General features: G+C 41.0%; 13 protein-coding genes. 10 read left to right on the top strand and 3 right to left on the bottom strand.

What is annotated here, in order from left to right; genetic code table 11:
- The first annotated feature begins 351 nt into the window (after positions 1 to 351).
- The 6 genes from ACYVRA_RS03215 (at position 352) to ACYVRA_RS03190 (ending at position 8,431) form a co-directional block, all read left to right on the top strand.
- The gene (locus ACYVRA_RS03215) at positions 352 to 669 is read left to right on the top strand and encodes a hypothetical protein (protein ID WP_461251308.1); all 318 of its coding nucleotides are present in this window, start codon (positions 352 to 354) and stop codon (positions 667 to 669) included.
- A 563-nt stretch (positions 670 to 1,232) separates the two neighbouring features.
- Positions 1,233 to 2,504: an adenine-specific methyltransferase EcoRI family protein gene (locus tag ACYVRA_RS03210; protein ID WP_461251307.1), complete on the top strand. Its 1,272-nt coding sequence runs from the start codon at positions 1,233 to 1,235 to the stop codon at positions 2,502 to 2,504.
- A 721-nt stretch (positions 2,505 to 3,225) separates the two neighbouring features.
- Positions 3,226 to 5,520 carry an SUMF1/EgtB/PvdO family nonheme iron enzyme gene (locus tag ACYVRA_RS03205; RefSeq protein ID WP_461251306.1) on the top strand — a complete coding sequence of 765 codons (2,295 nt, stop codon included), beginning with the start codon at positions 3,226 to 3,228 and terminating at the stop codon, positions 5,518 to 5,520.
- Positions 5,521 to 5,827: 307 nt separating this feature from the next.
- Positions 5,828 to 6,031 (top strand): hypothetical protein, encoded by a 204-nt coding sequence (locus ACYVRA_RS03200; protein WP_461251305.1) that lies wholly within the window; start codon positions 5,828 to 5,830, stop codon positions 6,029 to 6,031.
- A 295-nt stretch (positions 6,032 to 6,326) separates the two neighbouring features.
- Entirely contained in the window at positions 6,327 to 6,944 is a 618-nt protein-coding gene (locus tag ACYVRA_RS03195; RefSeq protein ID WP_461251304.1) for a hypothetical protein, read from the top strand.
- A 62-nt stretch (positions 6,945 to 7,006) separates the two neighbouring features.
- On the top strand, positions 7,007 to 8,431 hold the full coding sequence (locus ACYVRA_RS03190; RefSeq protein WP_461251303.1) for a leucine-rich repeat domain-containing protein: 1,425 nt from the start codon (positions 7,007 to 7,009) through the stop codon (positions 8,429 to 8,431).
- A 267-nt stretch (positions 8,432 to 8,698) separates the two neighbouring features.
- On the opposite strand, the gene ACYVRA_RS03185 is transcribed toward ACYVRA_RS03190, so the two are convergent.
- Entirely contained in the window at positions 8,699 to 10,210 is a 1,512-nt protein-coding gene (locus ACYVRA_RS03185) for a transposase (protein WP_461251302.1), read from the bottom strand.
- A 119-nt stretch (positions 10,211 to 10,329) separates the two neighbouring features.
- Between ACYVRA_RS03185 and ACYVRA_RS03180 the strand changes: the two genes are divergently transcribed.
- The 4 genes from ACYVRA_RS03180 to ACYVRA_RS03165 all read left to right on the top strand — a co-directional run bounded on the left by ACYVRA_RS03180 (position 10,330) and on the right by ACYVRA_RS03165 (position 16,191).
- Positions 10,330 to 11,184: a chitobiase/beta-hexosaminidase C-terminal domain-containing protein gene (locus tag ACYVRA_RS03180; RefSeq protein WP_461251301.1), complete on the top strand. Its 855-nt coding sequence runs from the start codon at positions 10,330 to 10,332 to the stop codon at positions 11,182 to 11,184.
- 143 nt (positions 11,185 to 11,327) lie between these two features.
- Positions 11,328 to 14,078, top strand: a complete 2,751-nt coding sequence (locus tag ACYVRA_RS03175; protein ID WP_461251300.1) for a chitobiase/beta-hexosaminidase C-terminal domain-containing protein — start codon at positions 11,328 to 11,330, stop codon at positions 14,076 to 14,078.
- Positions 14,079 to 14,338: 260 nt separating this feature from the next.
- Entirely contained in the window at positions 14,339 to 15,163 is an 825-nt protein-coding gene (locus ACYVRA_RS03170; protein WP_461251299.1) for a transposase, read from the top strand.
- A gap of 203 nt (positions 15,164 to 15,366) precedes the next feature.
- Entirely contained in the window at positions 15,367 to 16,191 is an 825-nt protein-coding gene (locus ACYVRA_RS03165; protein ID WP_461251298.1) for a transposase, read from the top strand.
- Positions 16,192 to 16,491: 300 nt separating this feature from the next.
- Here ACYVRA_RS03165 and ACYVRA_RS03160 read toward each other — a convergent pair whose 3' ends face one another.
- Together ACYVRA_RS03160 and ACYVRA_RS03155 are read right to left on the bottom strand one after the other, a co-directional pair.
- A complete protein-coding gene (locus tag ACYVRA_RS03160) occupies positions 16,492 to 17,391 on the bottom strand; it encodes a nucleotidyl transferase AbiEii/AbiGii toxin family protein (RefSeq protein WP_461251297.1) in 900 nt (299 codons plus the stop codon).
- The gene (locus ACYVRA_RS03155) at positions 17,388 to 18,032 is read right to left on the bottom strand and encodes a hypothetical protein (RefSeq protein ID WP_461251296.1); all 645 of its coding nucleotides are present in this window, start codon (positions 18,030 to 18,032) and stop codon (positions 17,388 to 17,390) included. Before ACYVRA_RS03155 ends, ACYVRA_RS03160 begins: the two co-directional genes overlap by 4 nt.
- Between the last annotated feature and the right edge of the window lie 5 nt (positions 18,033 to 18,037).

Below are 18,037 nucleotides of genomic sequence, written 5' to 3'. Positions count from 1 at the left end.
TGTTCGGGCTTACGCCCTCTGCACGCTTTTGTTCCGCCACATTTGGGGCAGGGGTCGTTGCTACGCAACGCCCTATAACCTGCCCCAAACGTCTTTTACCGCCGGAACGTTATGTGCCAGTTTGCGCAAAAATGTGTATAAAAATATATACATATGCCATTCGGCATATATGAATTTAGGGCTTTTTTTGTAAAATATGCCTTTTGGCATATATACAAATTGGATTTCTGCGTTATAATTTAGGTTATGTTTCCGCATTGCGGAAAGACATAAAATGCGCCGTTGGCGCATATAGGAAATTTTGTGGATATTACCCTTATTAAACAGGGTAAATTAAAGAAGGAGTTTTTTATGAAAAATACACTCAAAGTATTAGGAATTATCGCCCTTGTGGCGGTAATCGGGTTTTCAATGGCGGCGTGCGGGGAAAAGGGTGGTACATTCATTATCGAAAATCGTACTGGAGAAACCATCAACGCTACTGTTTTTCGAGGTGGTTTGGGATCTGGTGGCGGATCTAAGGAAATTGAGAACGGCAAATCAGCGTCATGGACATTTGATGAAGATTGTCTGGTTAATTATAACTGGTATTCACATAATTTTTTTGGTTCAGGTAGCAACCCTGTGGATTACGGTAGAACTGTAACTGTTACGGCGGAAAGTAATTAGTGTCTGTTCACGAACACATCCGCAAAATTTACTAAAAACAGCCCTTTTCTGCCTTTGGGGACACCCCCCGATCTTTCGGGGGTACTCCCCAAATAATCATCATAAGGTATAATATAAAAAAGAATGGAATGGTATAAATAATAAAATAAAAAATATATTGGCAAAAGCGCAAACCGGCACATAACAGGTCGGTAAAAGTACGCCCCTTCGGGGCTAGGCTACACAAAAGCGTGTTCGGGCTTACGCCCTCTGCACGCTTTTGTTCCGCCACATTTGGGGCAGGGGTCGTTGCTACGCAACGCCCTATAACCTGCCCCAAACGTCTTTTACCGCCGGAACGTTATACGCCATACCCAAGATAGATACGCGAGATAAGACAACGGAAATATAAAAAAATATAAGAATGTATTAAAATTATGTGCCTTACGGCGCAATAGACAGGATTATAGCGGTTTTTTATTAGTTTTATTGTTTTGGGGCTTCTTGAGGAAGCCCCCAGCGCAATATGCGCTGGCATTTCCCCCTATCTTGACATTTTTTCAGTAAATAGGTATCCTATTGTTATGGAAAAGCAGTACATTTACATAGTTCAAGCCGCTACGGAAGAATCAAGGTGTAAAATAGGGAAAACTAACGACCTTAAAAGGCGTTTGAAAGAATATAACAGTACGACAGGCAAATCAAAAGTAAATGTCTCCAGGTATCTGTTCACTTGTGAAGTAAAGGATATGGCAAAGGTGGAAAATGATGTAAAAGAAAAATACATTATACTTCGGGAAGAAAAAAGCAAAGAAATATATTTTTACAATCCCGCTTTATTTAACGAATATGTCAAATTCATTAAATCCCATAAGCTGTTTGTAAAAGAGACTTTTATTAAAACTGAAGAGAAAAAACAGATAACAAAAATAGTGAAAAAAACGACCCCGTCTCTTGCGGAAAGAGGGTTATCACAAAAAGACGTGTTGCAAAAAGCGCAAAAAGTAAATAACGACGAATTTTATACCAGATACGAAGATGTTGAAAAAGAACTGTCAATGTATAATAAAAGCATTTGGAAAAATAAGACCGTGTTTTGCAACTGCGACGACCCTGTTGACGATGATGAAAGGCGCACGTCCGCGTTTACATTGTATTTTATACATCACTTCCAATATTTTGGCTTAAAAAAATTAATATGCACCCATTACAGCGGTCCTGTAGATTTATTTAATCAAGGCGCAAAGGGTTATATATTTACAAAAACAGGTTTTAAGGAATTCAAAAAATATCCCGAAGGTTATACGGGAAGTTTCGATGATCCCTTGTCATTGAAGATTCTTAAAGAAGAAGCGGATATAGTATGCACGAACCCGCCGTTTTCAAGAGCGGTAGATTATTGGGAAATTACTATTAAAAGCGGTAAGAAGTTTTTAATCATTTCTAACATAGCAAATGTTTTAACCACGGCATATCTTCCTTATTTCTATAATAATAAAGTATGGGCAGGTTATAATGAAGTGGATTGGTTTCAAACGCCTAAAAGGGAACTTACCAGAGCGGCAGGTTATTGGTTTACCAATTTTCCAATAAAAGACAGACCGAGATATAAACAATTAAAAATAATGCCGTTAAAAGATATACCTGATAAATATAAAAAACATGACGATTCCAAAATGTTATTAGTGGATAATAGCTTTATCCCTAGTGACTATAAAAAGCCTTTTGCCGTATCTACCCGCCCCATATTAAACGGCTTATTGGAAAAGGGATATAAACTTATTAAAGATAAGGAATACTATCCATATATAAATGGTAAAAAATGTTTTGCAAGGGTGTTGGTGCGGAAAGAATAAATGATATTAAGAATATTTTGTATAAATAGTACCGACGTAGTAAGATAACGGGGTGTTGTTGGTACGGCGCTTAACATACGGTAAAAGTACGCCCCTTCGGGGCTAGGCTACACAAAAGCGTGTTCGGGCTTACGCCCTCTGCACGTTTTTGTTCCGCCAAAGTTTTTTGCGCCCGTAAAAATGCTTCGCATTTTTCCTTATCGGGCGCAAAAAACCTTCAGTTACCGCCGGAACGTTACACGAAATACCCCTTGCAATGGTACTAAAATAAATTAAAGAAAAGATGAAGGAAAAAGAGCATAAAATTGTAAAAAATTCTTTTTGCCCCACGTTTATTCGTCTCAGTGCGCCGTCCTGGCGCACGGGTTTTATCCCAAAAGAGGGTCAAAAAGAAGAAGAAAAGGAATAAAGTATAGGAATAAGGAATAAATTAAATCATTTATAAAGCGGTCTACGACCGCAACGCCTTCGGCGTAATAGATATATGAAATAAATTATCATATATAAATCAAATTTAGGATATAAAAGGCTTGTATTATCCCCTATTTTCTTACAAAAAAGGGCATAATTCCCCCCTAAATTCCCCTTGCAAACCTTAAAAGATTACTATAAAATAATCGCATGGCTAATAAGAACATACAAACAGCCCAAACTCCAAGCTTAAAATTGCCTTCAAAAGGGCTTTTTCATATATCACACAACAAACAATAAGGAGTTTTTTATGAAAAACATGAACAAAACAAACGTGCTAAAAATCAGTATTAGCTTGTTAATGCTGATTTTAGCGGTAATCGGGTTTTCAATGGCGGCTTGCAGTAATGGAAGCACTGACCCAATACCTCAAACAGTCGCAACGCCGACAGCAAGCCCGCCGGCAGGAACTTACGCCGCCGCTCAAAGCGTTACCTTAAACACGGCAACCGCAGGAGCAAGCATTTATTACACCACAAATGACAGTACGCCGACAACGGGCAGTACGCTGTACAACGGAGCGATTACCATCAGCGCGACAACCACGCTGAAAGCCATCGCCGTTAAAGAAGGCATGAACAACAGCGCCGTACTGACTGCGGTTTATACAATCAGCGGAAGCAGCAGACCCACCGCCGTCAACATCACCATCAACAAGACAGGCGATGAAACAGGCGACAGCATAACCGCCTCGCCAACGTCTGGTCAAATTGGAGACGAGATAACCATCAACTATACGCTTGCAAATAGAAAGCATAACAACCGTCTTGTGTTTTCAGGCACAACTGCGCCAATCGCAGAAGTGGACATCGCTGAAACAGGCACAAGAACGTACACTATAGCACAAGAGGACGTAGCTGACGAAACTATAACCATTAATGCGGTTTTTACCCACTCAGACAAAACCCACGACACCATAGCGTTTGCGGACACAAATAACGAAACCAGAACTTATGGCACAGCGACATTCACCAAAGCGATTAGCAACACAGGTACAGGTACAAGAACGATAACTTATTCATCAAGCGATACGGCGGTAGCAACTGTAGACGAAACTAGCGGAACAGTTACAATAAAGAAAGTTGGAAAAACGACTATCACCGCTACAAAAGCGGAAGACGCCACTTATGCACAGGCAACAGCAGAATACGAATTGACCATTGATCCGTTACAGCTTACAATTTCTAATCCGACAGTTACCACGACAAAACAATATGACGGTACTACGACAGCAACAATTACAACATTAGGTACGCTGAACAATAAAGTAGTGAGCGATGTCGTAACCGTATCCGCCGAAGCAAACTACAATTCGGCTGATGTGGGAAACAACATCAATATTACCGTTGTATATTCTATTGAAGGTACAGACAAGGATAACTATATCAAACCAGTTAATTACACTACAAGCGGTTCAATTTATCCTATAGCCGTTACCCTCAACACCGTAATTGCAAACGGCTCGGATACGCAAACTACAACGCAGTTGACGCTGACCTTTAGCGAGGCGATCACCGGACTTTCCGCTGACGACATCACCCTTAGCGGAGTAATGGGGATAACCAAAGGAACGCTCGGCGGTTCAGGACCGGCGTACACATTGCCAATCAGCGGATTTATCACAGGTGGAACTTTGAGCGTAGCGGTGTCAAAAACGGGCTATACAATAAGCGGTTCGCCAAAAGATGTAACCATTTATTACTATACTATTATTACTATTACTAGCGATACAGGGATAGAAATGGTCTCAATCCCCGCCGGAACCTTTACGATGGGCAGTCCCGCAAATGAACCGAACCACTATAGCGAGGAAACGCAACATTCGGTAACATTGAGCGGATTTTCCATGAGCAAATATCAAGTGACGCAGAAGCAGTATCAGGCGGTGATGGGGGCAGGGGAAGATAGAAGCGATAACACTTACGGCAAAGGGGATAACTATCCGATTTACTCTGTAAACTGGTATGACGCAATAGTATTCTGCAACAAATTAAGCGTGATGGAAGGATTAGATCCAGTGTACAGCATTGGCGGCAGTACCGATCCTGCAAACTGGGGAGCCATACCCACTAGTAGTAACTCGACATGGAATAGTGCGGTAATGGACAGGAGCAAAAACGGTTACCGCCTGCCGACTGAAGCGGAATGGGAGTATGCGTGTCGGGCGGGGACGATAACGCCGTTTAATACGGGAGACAACATAACTACAGATCAGGCGAATTATAACGGTAATTATCCGTATAATGGCAATGCGGCAGGAATATACAGAGAAAAGACGACGCCTGTAGGAAGTTTTGCGGCAAATGCGTGGGGCCTGTACGATATGCATGGGAACGTGTGGGAGTGGTGCTGGGACTGGTATAGCTCAAGTTATTATTCGAGTAGTCCAACTAATGATCCATCGGGCGCGTCCTCGGGGTCTTACCGCGTGTTTCGCGGCGGGAGCTGGAGCAACGGCGGCGAGTACCTGCGTTCGGCGGGACGGTTCTCCCTCGGCCCGAGCGGCCGGGACTGCACCTTTGGTTTCCGGCTTGCCCGCCCCTAGTTTAACAGGCTCAAGAACAGGTAATGCAGTGGTAACTGACACAACTTTTCGGTAGTGTCGCTTGATGAGTAAACAACGCTAGATGTAGCGTATAAAATAACTTGCTCGTATGAGCGAGTAACGAATTGTAACGCGAATGGTAGCTGTTACCTGAATTTCATAGTGTCGTCAAGAAATTGGCGACACTACCAGTAGTGGACACGCCGAGTGCGGGGAAAAGGCATGAATTTACATAAAACGCTCGTTGGGCGTTTAGTTTGCCGTTGGCAAACAAATAAAACAAAGAACGTAAAGGAAAGAGAAAATTATGGCAGACAAAGTAGCGACATACGCATTTACTGACAAGGAAGGTTTTGAAGCGGCAAAAGACAAGATTCGCAGTGAGTTAGGCGATTACAGTTGGGATCGCGGAACAACAAACGATTATTGGTTACTGCATATTCTGAGCGATTGCGACAACATTGGACGTGCCTCGCAGATTTGTTCAGGTTACGGCGGAAAACCGTATTAACTACTGAAAGATACCCGCCAGTAGAAGCGGTTTTATTGGCGGTTAATTTCTCATTTGAAGATATAAGGAGAAAAAAATTTTACCTGTAATAAATGACGGCTATTTTGAAAACAGCATAAAAAGGGAAATAGCCAGTCTAACTAAAAAACAGAAAGCGCACTTTGCATGGCTTTGTTCGTTAAGGGCATTACCTTTAATAAGCGTAAATAACTTTAATTATTGGAAGCCGGATTATTTGGGGCGGTATTCTTCGCTAAATGAATACTCTGTATTTAATAATTTATTAACAACATTTATGACAATCGATTTATCCGCCGGTATCATATTTGATATACCATTCAAGAAAGTAAATATATTTTTAGCAGGACTTCCATACCTTGCCAGTGATACCGCTGACTATACAAAATTTTATGCTGAAAATAATACAAATGACCCTATTGCCTTTCAAGCCTTAGCCGCAGGATACGCCCTTAAAGCAATTGATTTAGCCGCTGAAATTGTATATATCTTTGATAATAAATATACTCCAAATGATAGCAATGATGAAAGAATTTTATTTCTTGCTCAAAATGTAAACAGCGCATTTTCAACAGTATTGCCTTCTCATCATTCTTATCTAAAAGATAAATTACATGATTTAATTTTATCAGACATATATAAATTATCCAAAAATATAACCGATGAATTCGATAATGATTTTTCCATTTATGACGGATTATGGATGAATTTTAAAAATAATTTAAATAAAATTGGTTTTGATTTTTGGTTTGATACCTATGATAATTTATACAACAATAATTTTAAAATTGACATGGAATATTTGTCTATCAGAGTAGAAGAATATGATAAAATAATTAGTGAAGAAACGCCGACCGATTGGACACGCAGGGTGTCTGACACCACTTTTTTGTAGTGTCGTAATAAAGCCGACCACCGCTATATGTGGGGTAGGTTAATAAAAGAGGAGAAACAAAAATGAAAACGACAAACAAACTTTTAGGACTTATTGCAATAGCAATAATCGCACTTACATTTTTCGCTTGCGGAGACAAAGGAGACGATCCGCCGCCGCACGTACACGAATGGGAATGGAGGGTAACAACTCCCGCAACAACAGAAGCGGACGGAGTAGAAACAGAAACCTGTATCACTTGCGGACAAACCAACGGTACACGCACCATAGCAAGAATACCATTTATCAATATTGACGGCTTGGAAACATGGCTAAACAGCAAGCCAGCCAATACCGCAGAAACACCATACAACATAAAGTTAAATATTGATGATGAGGAAGATTTTGCTAGACTACTAACAACACTTTATGCCGATCCAGACAAATACATCTACCTTGACCTTTCCGGCAGTACAATAACGACTATTCCTGATTATGCTTTTTTTGATTTTTCTACATTTAATAAATGCACCACACTTACTGGAATAACAATACCGAACAGCGTTATCCAAATTGGGGAAGGTGCATTTATATTTTGCGAAAATCTTGCAAGCGTAATTATTCCCAATAGTGTTATTAGCATAGGATTTGAAGCTTTTAGTTTATGTAGCAGCCTTACCAGCGTAACTATCCCAAACAGCGTTACTAGTATTGCGATTCCTGCTTTTAGCAGTTGTACAAGTTTAAGTACAATAGATGTTGCCACTGGTAACACCGCGTACCTTTCCCAAGACGGCATATTGTACAATAAGGATAAAACCGTTTTACATACATATCCGGCAGGAAAAACGGACGTTTCTTTTTCTATACCAAGCAGTGTTACCACAATTGGAGATTACGCTCTTTATTATTGCAGCAACCTTAAAAGCGTAACTATACCAGAAAGTGTTAAAAGCATTGGGAAGTCTTCTTTTTCCCGTTGCACTGGCATTACATCATTAACTATACCAGACAGCGTTATCAGTTTTGGTTCCAGAGGTTCCTTTTCTTATTGCAGCAACCTTGAAAGTGTAATGATAGGAAACAGCGTTACCAATATAACTGAAGAGACTTTTTACCATTGTACCAGTCTTACTAACGTAACCATAGGGAACAGCGTTACCAGTTTTGAGCATTATGCTTTTGGAGGTTGTAGCAGTTTGAATAACATAACAATACCCAATAGCGTTACTACTATTGGGTATCGGGCTTTTATTAATTGCACAAGCCTAACTAGCATAATCATACCAGATAGTGTTACCAGTATTGAAGGTGATGCTTTTTCTGATTGTACTGCCCTAATTAGTGTAACATTTAAAGGTACGATTGCTTCAAGCAAGTTTGGACGATTCAACGACCTCGGCGACTTGCAAGGCAAGTTTTACGCAACGGACACAGCCAACGGAACGCCTGGAACATACACAACAACTGCACCAGTAAGTAGTAGTTCGGTGTGGACGAAACAGTAATATAAAGCATTTATCCCACGCCCTTGTACATCATTGCGGAATAACACAAGGTATATGGTGGTGGTAGGATTTTCGGGTGTCTGACACCACTTTTTTGTAGTGTCGTAATAAAGCCGACCACCGCTATATGGAGCTTGTAGAAAAACTCATTTCTCACAGATTCTGTAGTCCTTCAAAGAAATAAAAATTGGTGTTATTGAAAGTTTAAACTTCTACACAATTATTTTTAAATATCCGTTACCACTTCCGGTAAGGTTTATCCGTTTCTTACGCGTATCCATTCATTAAGTTGTACCCTTTCAGGCATTTGCCAAGATTATGAACCATGCAATAGAGCTGCCATTGGCCGTTTACTTTCCCAGTTCCCCGCAATGAAAAACGATTCAGTCTTTTACAGTAGGCGATATTAGAAAACACAGGTTCGATTATTTGTATCCGGTACGCGTACAGATCCTGATATTCCTGGGTGTTCAGTTTTTTCCGCAACGCCCGGATTAAGCTCCCGCTGCCGTTGCGCTCGGATATAAACAACCCACGCCCGCCGATTAATTTGCTTGGATCTTTTTTGCTCTTCAGGCATTTCGAAGCAAGCGGGCAAACGCGGCAGTCTTTCACGTTCGCTTTATACACTCTCCCTTCATGCCCGCCTACCGTATCAGTTTTTTTAAAAGCAAGCTTCTTTCCGTTCGGGCATTTATAATAATCGCCTTTTTTGTTGTATTTAAATTCATCCGCGTTATATTTCCTGTTCTCATTTGTTTCAAGCCTTTTTTTGTATTCCAAGTCGGCTATTACCGCTTCCACCCCGCGCTCCTTGCAGGCTTTCAAATTTTCTTCGCTGAAATAATTCTTGTCAGCCAGCATTATCATTTTTGCTCTCTTCTTTTTTTTTACCCCCGCTTCTTTCAAATTAGCCAGCGCGCCGTCCAGCATCCGCGGAAAATGCGGGCCTTCGTGCGCGTCGCCTACCGCCCGCGCGCTTATTATTATTTGTTCTTTTTTGTCCGATACCGCCAAACCTATGTATCCCTGTATGTATTCTTTGGAACTGTAAATAAGCGCGCTTTCATTGTCGGTCACGTTCGACCTCGTCTCTTTCCCTCTTTTCCCTTCTTTCTTTTCCATGTTTTCCAAAAACTCGCTTATCTTTTCTATCCGCCTGTTCAGTTTTTTCTGCCGTTCTTGATAATGCCGTTCAGTTTCTTCGTCCCCTTTTCCTTGTTCGTCCTGCCGACGGTGTTTCGCCACATGCTTTTCCGCCATACGGCGATACACTTTCAGTTTCTTTTCCAGTTCTTCCGCCCTTCCGGTCATTTCCAGCGACGCGTTCGACGGCAGCCGCAGTCCGTCAACCGCGAATTCCTGTCCGCCTATAAGCCCTAATTCCGCGCAGTAAGCTAATACCTTTACAAATGTTTCCTCAAACAGCACGCCGTTGCCTGATATGAAATCCGCTATCGTCGTCCAATGGGGTTCCATGTCTTCCGCGAGGGCTTTGGCCGTTATATTATTCCTGCTTAATTCATCCAGCCCGCGCGAGCTTTTTACGCCTTTTAAGTATCCGTATATGATGAGCTTTATCAGCACTCCAGGCGGTATGGCCTTCGCTCCCGTTTGGTCATTCTTGTAGTTTTTGTCAAACATGCTTATGTCTATTCTTTTTCCTATTAGATCATTCAGCATGTACTCAAATGTCCCGGGCAGAAGTTGTTCTTTAAGATTTACAGACAAAAATAATCCCTGCCCGTTTCCCGCTTCGCTATGTTTATATCTTGCCATAATAAATTTATTATATCGCGGTTTTTCTTCTTATGTCAATTTTTTATTTTGTTATGCGATATTTATTGTTTTTCTACAAGCTCTATGTGGGGTAGGTTAATAAAAGAGGAGAAACAAAAATGAAAACGACAATCAAACACATCGGACTTATTGCAATGGCAATAATCACAATGGCTCTCATCGCTTGCGGAAGTGATGACACAACGCCCGAAACATTTACCGTAACATTCCACGCCAACGGAGGAACGCCCGAACCGACCCAGCAAACAATCGAAAAAGGCAAAACAGTAACAGAACCGCAAGTGTCGAAGCCAAATAATACCCTTGACGGTTGGTTCAAAGAAACCGCCTTTACCACACAATGGAACTTTGCAACAGACACCGTAACCGCCAACATTGACCTATATGCAAAATGGAAGGAAACAGTCGCCACGCCGACCGCAAACCTTGCGGAAGGCACATACACAGTAACGCAAAGCGTAACCCTAAACTGCACAACCGAAGGTGCAAGCATTTATTACACCCTTGACGGCACAGCCCCAACCGCAAGCAGTACCCTTTACAGCAGTGCAATTTCTATAAGTGCGACAACAACATTAAAGGCAATCGCCGTTAAAAGCGAATGGAACGACAGCGGAATATTTACCGCAGTGTATACCTGGCCTGTCGGATACATAACGGAATTTGACACCAACGCCCAAATACCAATTTGGCAAACGGAAGGAGTTACTGACGCACAAGCACAAACAGCGTCAGGTAATATAGCAGCCGGATATGGTGCATTGCCGTCCTTATATAAGCATGTGATGAAAAATAAGGTTAAAGAATATCGTATAGTGGACGATGTGAATAGTTTTGACCAAGACGGAGCAAAACGAGTTATTTATATCAATATGAATGCCACGGCTTTAGAAATTCGTAATTATTTACGTGATTATGTTGCTCCAGAATTGGGTCTTATTCCCAATGAGTAACGCCGAGTAACTGGACACGCAGGGTGTCTGACACCACTTTTTTGTAGTGTCGTTAGTAATATATGCAACCGCACCAGCGTCAGGCATTATTTTGGAAAAACGCCTTTTAAGGCTTTTTCATATATCAACACAAGGAGTTTTGTATGAAGAATGTATTTAGAGTTTTAGGGATTGCCCTCATTGTAGCGGCAATCGGGTTATCAATGGCGGCTTGCGATGACGGTAACGGCGGCGGCATACCAAAGAGTTCCGCAAAAGCCATAACCGCCTTTACTTTTGCAAGTCCGGCGGCGACAGGGACAATAGATGAAACCGCAAAAACAATCGGCGTAACCGTACCCTACGGAACGGAAATAAACGCCCTCACGCCGACGGTTACTCACACGGGCGCAAGTTACAGCCCGACAGGAGCGCAAGACTTTACCAACTCAGTTACCTACACTGTAACGGCGGAAGACGGCTCAACCCAAAATTACGCCGTAACCGTAACTATTGCCTCAGTCAGTGCAAAAGCCATAACCGCCTTTTATTTCACAAACCCATTGGCGACAGGCACAATAGATGAAACCGAAAAGACAATCAGTGTTACCGTACCCTTCGGAACAACAGTAACCGCCCTCACACCGACAGTTACGCACATAGGAGCAAGTTACATCCCGACAGGAGCGCAGAACTTTACCGTCCCTGTTACTTACACCGTAACAGCGCATGACAACTCAACCCAAGATTACACGGTAACAGTAACCGTTGCTCCAATCGGCGGCACAGCCCCGACAATCACCACCGCATCATTGCCCAACGGCGTAGTGGGAACGGCTTACAATCAAACATTAACGGCAAATGGAGACACGCCCATTACATGGACTCTTGACGGCGGTACATTGCCGACAGGTTTAAGCATTACAGGAAACGCAATTACAGGAACGCCGACAACAGCGGCAACATCTACATTTACCGTTAAAGCGACTAATGCCGCCGGAAGCGTCACAAAGCAGTTATCAATCACCATTAACGGAGCTACCCTGTCAAAAGCGGCAACGCCAACTGCATCACCGTCAGCGGGTACTTATACTTCGGTGCAGAGCGTTACCTTAAACACCACAACCGCAGACGCGAAGATTTACTACACCACCAACGGAACAAACCCCACGGCTTCAAGTTCGTTGTATTCGGGAGCGATAAGTATTGACACGACAACCACCCTGAAAGCCATAGCCGTTAAAGACGGCTGGAACAACAGCGATATAATGACGGCAGTGTATACCTTAAATCTGCCAATCACGCTGACCGAGAATGTGTGGGCTGACGGTTATCTTGCCGGTGGATATGGCGGCGAACAACGGTTTAAGTTCTCCGCAACCGCAAGCACGCAGTATGTACACGTCAAAGGCTCGCAAGGTTTTAGTGTGAATGTTCAGGTGTATGACTCAAGCGGCAATCCGGTTGGTAACTCATTTTATGTTAATGAATATGTGGAAGTCAAATACCTTTCCCTAAGTGTTACAGAGGGGCAGGTATACTCTATAAACGTATGGACTAGCAGTGCAAGCGACAGCACGTACCAGATTTTGTTTAATAAGTCCGCATTCCTTCCGTCAGTCGCAACCCCGCTTACCGAGAATGTCTGGGCTAACGGCAACCTTCCCACATCGGACGATGTGCAGTGGTTCAAGTTCACCGCGACAGCAAGCACGCAGTACATACACGTCAGTTTCGGCACGCTGACTGATCTGTATGTTCAAGTGTATGACTCAAGCGGCGCTGCGGTCGGAAGCGAGAGTAATTTATATGGCACTACAAAATACGTTTCCCGGACTTTAACGGTCGGAGAGGAGTACTATATAAGGGTACGACCTTACGGTTCCGACAGCGGCATGTACCGGATTGGGTTCACTGCCTCAATTGTCTCGCCCGGCGGCACAACCCCGCTTACCGAGAATGTCTGGGCTAACGGCAATCTTCCCACGTCAGACGATGAACAGTGGTTCAAGTTCACCGCGACAGCAAGCACGCAGTACATACACGCCAGTTTCGGCACGCTGACTCGAATGTCTGTTCAGTTGTATGACTCAAACGGCGTTGAGGTTGGAAGCAATAGCTATTTATCTAGGTATACATCACGTTATGTTTCCCAGACTGTAACGGCAGGGCAGGTGTACTATATAAAGGTACGGCCAGACGATGGTAGCGGCACATACCGAATCGTGTTCAATGCAACATGGTATCCGCCCGAAATAATCCAACTTACCGCCAATACGTGGGCAGACGGCAATCTTCCAACAGAAAACGATGAGCAGTGGTTCAAGTTCACCGCAACCGCAAGTACGCAATACATACACGTCAATTTCAGCACACCGACGGAGTCGAACAGATATTCTCTGTGGTGTCAGTTGTATAACTCAAGCGGCGCTGCGATTGGAAGCCAAATAAGTTTTGGCACTGCCACTGCCTTATCCTTGAATGTAACCATCTCCTTGAATGTAAACATAGGGCAGGAATTTTATTTAAAGTTATCGCCAGCTTCTTACAGCGGCACATACAAGATTGCGTTTGGTACGTGCACGATAGTGCCAGCAATGTTACCCGACGAAGGAGACATAACCACGCTTACATTTGATGTCCCGGGCAAATACTATGGCTCAGGTTGGGTTACGAATTGGTTCAAGTTCACCGCAACCGCAAATGGGCATTATATTGTTATGAACGGCGGGACTATTAATGTTCTTGTGTATGACTCAAGCGGCGGTCCACTTATAGACCTGATACAGTTATATGAAACAAGTTACTCAACCAGAAGAACTTACGTTAGTTTAACGGCAGGGCAGGAGTATTATATACAGGCAGATTCCAATGGGAATGGTTCTATTAAGTTCAATACCACCGGTAGTTGGTAACAGGACACGCCGAGTAACTGACACCCAAATTCGCTAGTGTACCTTGCCTGTCAGGGTACACTAGATATAGCGTACAGGACGGCAATTTAAAAAAAATTAAAAAATCTTTCCGCTAAAGTAAAGCAAAATGACATCTCCACGCCATATATATATTGTAAATCTTTTTTACGGTCTTGTAAAAAAACATTTATCGTATTCAGCGGAAGCCGAGCTTGCTCGAGTCTTCCGCTAAAATAGCAAAAGAAATTGTGGAGGTATTTATGCGAAAAACAAGAGTGCTTATTGACAATGCTTTCTACCACGTTACTTCCCGAACTAATGATAAAATCAGGGTCTTTGAGAACAACTTGGGCAGAAAAATTATGCTTATTACCCTACAGGACGCTAAAGACAAATTCCATTTTAGGCTGACAAATTTTTGCGTTATGCCCACGCACATTCATCTTTTAATACAACCGCCCCCGACAGCCAAATTAAGCGTAATTATTCAATGGCTAAAAATTATGACGGCAAAGCGTTGGAACTTTATACACGGCTCAATAGATCACCTGTGGGGGGACAGGTTTTTTTCTAGGGCTGTCAAGGACGATGAGGAATACCATTTTATTGATAACTACATTGACCAAAACGCCGTTGTTGTCGGGCTTGCCGATACCCCCGAAGATTGGAAAGCGTCAGGGGCTTTTTATAAAAAACGTGGCATTACAGGCTTGGTAGACTTTGACCGCTTCGACAAAAAGCCGATACCGCTTTTGCCTACCATTCCTTTTACAATTTCCAATTTGATACCCCCTGCCCAACTTGCCCACATTTTACATTACATCGGGGCTTATGCCGTTGCTCTGGACAGGCTCTATAATTTAGTTCCATTAATACCTAAACTTGGCGAGACTAGGGAAAACGAACCTACACACACATACCTACATTATTACACGCCCACGCATAATTATTTTATCTATGAGTATGACGGAAAGAACACAATGTACGGCACTTTTACTGGCGTATTGGAAACAGCGACAAGGCAAAAGTTTAATCTTTCCGACTTGCTTAAAAATCCGCTGATGAAACTTGAATTGAATTTTTAATATTCTGTAGTTTTACCAAAGTAAAAAAATCTGTCCACAAGGTAGCGCAGAAGTAACTGACACCCAAATTCGCTAGTGTACCTTGCCTGTCAGGGTACACTAGATATGGTGTATAGGACGGCTAATTAAAAAATATTAAAAAATCTTTCCGCTAAAGTCAAGCAAAACGCATACTCCACGCCATATATAGGCGAGGAGTATTTATGCGAAAAACAAGAGTGCTTATTGACAATGCTTTTTACCACGTTACTTCCCGAACAAATGATAAAATTAGGGTGTTTGAGAATAACTTGGGGAGAAAAATTATGCTCATTACCCTACAGGACGCTAAAGATAAGTTTCATTTCCGGCTGACAAATTTTTGTGTTATGCCTACTCATATTCACCTTTTAATCCAACCGCCACCGAAAACAAATTTAAGTGCCATTATGCAATGGTTAAAAATTATGACGGCAAAGAGGTGGAATTTTATTCATGGTTCAATCGATCATCTGTGGGGGGACAGGTTTTATTCAAGAGCGGTTAAAAATTATGATGAGTATAATTTTATTGATAATTACATTGACCAGAACGCAGTTGTGGCAGGGCTTGCCGATACTCCAGAAAATTGGAAAGCGTCAGGGGCATTTTATAAAAAACGAGGGATTACTGGCTTGGTAGATTTTGACCGCTTCGATCAAAAGCAGATACCGCTTTTACCTACTATTCCTTTTACGGTTTCTAATTTGATACCTCCCAAACAACTTGACCATGTTTTGCATTATATCGGGGCTTATGCCGTAGCTTTGGACAGGCTTTATTGTTTAGTTCCTCAAATACCCAAACTTGGCGAAACAAAGGATAATGAACCTTCACATACATATCTACACTATTACACGCCCACGCATAATTATTTTATCTATGAGTATGACGGAAAGAACACAATGTACGGCACTTTTACTGGCGTATTGGAAACTGCAACACGGAAAAAAATTAACCTTGCCGACTTGCTTAAAAATCCGCTGATGAAACTTGAATTGAGTAACTGACACCAATTTTTCGGGAAAAAACGGCATAACAACACCGGTAAAATTCTAGACGTTTTAGAATTTTAGAAATAAAGAACGTCACTTTCAGGGTTAATGAAAAAAAATTGCCCAAAAATGTTACTTCTTGGACAGCCCCAACTCTGGCGGGAATCCCGCCAGAGTTGGGTGTCCCGAAGGGACACGGGTCAAGGGCGTAGCCCTTGCCGACGTTCACCGTTAGGTGAACACTAGTCGGTATATCTATGGTTCACTGCGTGAATTATCGTTGTAACTTTAATACACTAAAATAATCTATATTAATTATTTTAACTGGGTTATTATATTTGTCAATAGTTCTTTATTTAACAATATTCTATATTTATTTAACGTTATTGTTTTTATATCATTATTTAATTCATCTAAATTAAGTCCTTCCATTCTTTTAAATAAAGCGTTTTTCGTCCATTCCCTGTCCGCTTTTATATGTAATCCCTTGAAATCACCTTTATAATCTAATTTGTCTGACAAAAAATTATAATTAGGTTTAATTCCTTTATTAACATACCATATAAAATCATACCAATCTCTACCTTGATCTATTCTTTCAATTATTTTTGATTCTGTATTTGTTTTTTCTCTTGTTAATACCGCATTTAATTTACCAGCAAACAAGCTAGGCAAATCAAATACTCTTACATTACATTTATTAAAATTATCAGCTTCTTTTATTTCGTCTATAAAAGTATTTACAGAATAATTAGTTTCTAATTTAATTTCAATTTTTTTCCTATTACCTTTATAAGTGAATTCAACAGGTACTATATCTTTTTTATGAAATATTCCTATAAGAGAATCGCTTCTTAATCTAATTATTTTATTTCCAAATCTGTCATGATCCATTTCATACAAAAAATCGACACCGTATTTTTTGCTGTATTCTCTAATTTTCTCCCCGTAAGGAACCCATGAGAAATCATCAATATTATTGTTTTTCATAGTAAAATCTAAATCTTCTGAATACCTTTTTAATCCGTATAACATTCTAATAGCAGTTCCACCTTGAAAAACGTTATTTTCAAAAAAATCTGTTTCAGACAACCCGGGAAGTATTATTTCTTGCATAATTTCGCGTAATTCACATCTGAACAAATCTTTATCATTTTTTATTTCATCATTATTAGAAACAAGCCTATTTTTAGTATATTCATACAAATTATTCATAATTTTAATTCCACTCTGGATATTTCAAGAAATCTTTCAATTTTACAATCTTTATAAACACCTTGTAATTCATCAAAATCTTTACTAGTCAAGTCTTCTTTAAGGGAATATTCAGAAATTCTTAAAACTTCATATAAATTATCAATACACCACGGCCAGTTCTTATTTTTAAAATACAAAAGATCACACAAAGCCCTTAACGGTTTCGCAACTTTATATGTTCCTTCAAAATCTTCTTCAATATAAATACCTGCAGGATTAATATCTTTATACAATGGAATATATATAAAAGAGCCGTAGCGTGAAGTATCAACCATTTTATCTTGACCATGCGTTACGCTTGTTACCGAAAATATCATTTCTGGTATCCAGTTATAATCAGACAGAACGTATTGCATGCTTACATAAGAATCGGGATCAATCATTTGTGATAAAACACATTTAGGAATAACTGTATTTCTATATTTAGAATCAAGCGTATAAATATCGCCGTATACGCGGTCAATATATTTTTTTTCCAAGCCCTCTAAAAGTTCTTTTTCAAAAAGAATTTTATCATATCCTCTTTTTTCAAAATCAACAAAAGTAAATAAAGAAGGCAAACTGCGATCTTTTATCAAGATATTTACTAAATTATTCATTATAA

It is taken from the genome of Treponema sp. R8-4-B8 (assembly GCF_054786175.1).
Note: the sequence above shows the minus strand (reverse complement) of the source record. Positions and strands in the feature narration are given on the sequence as shown.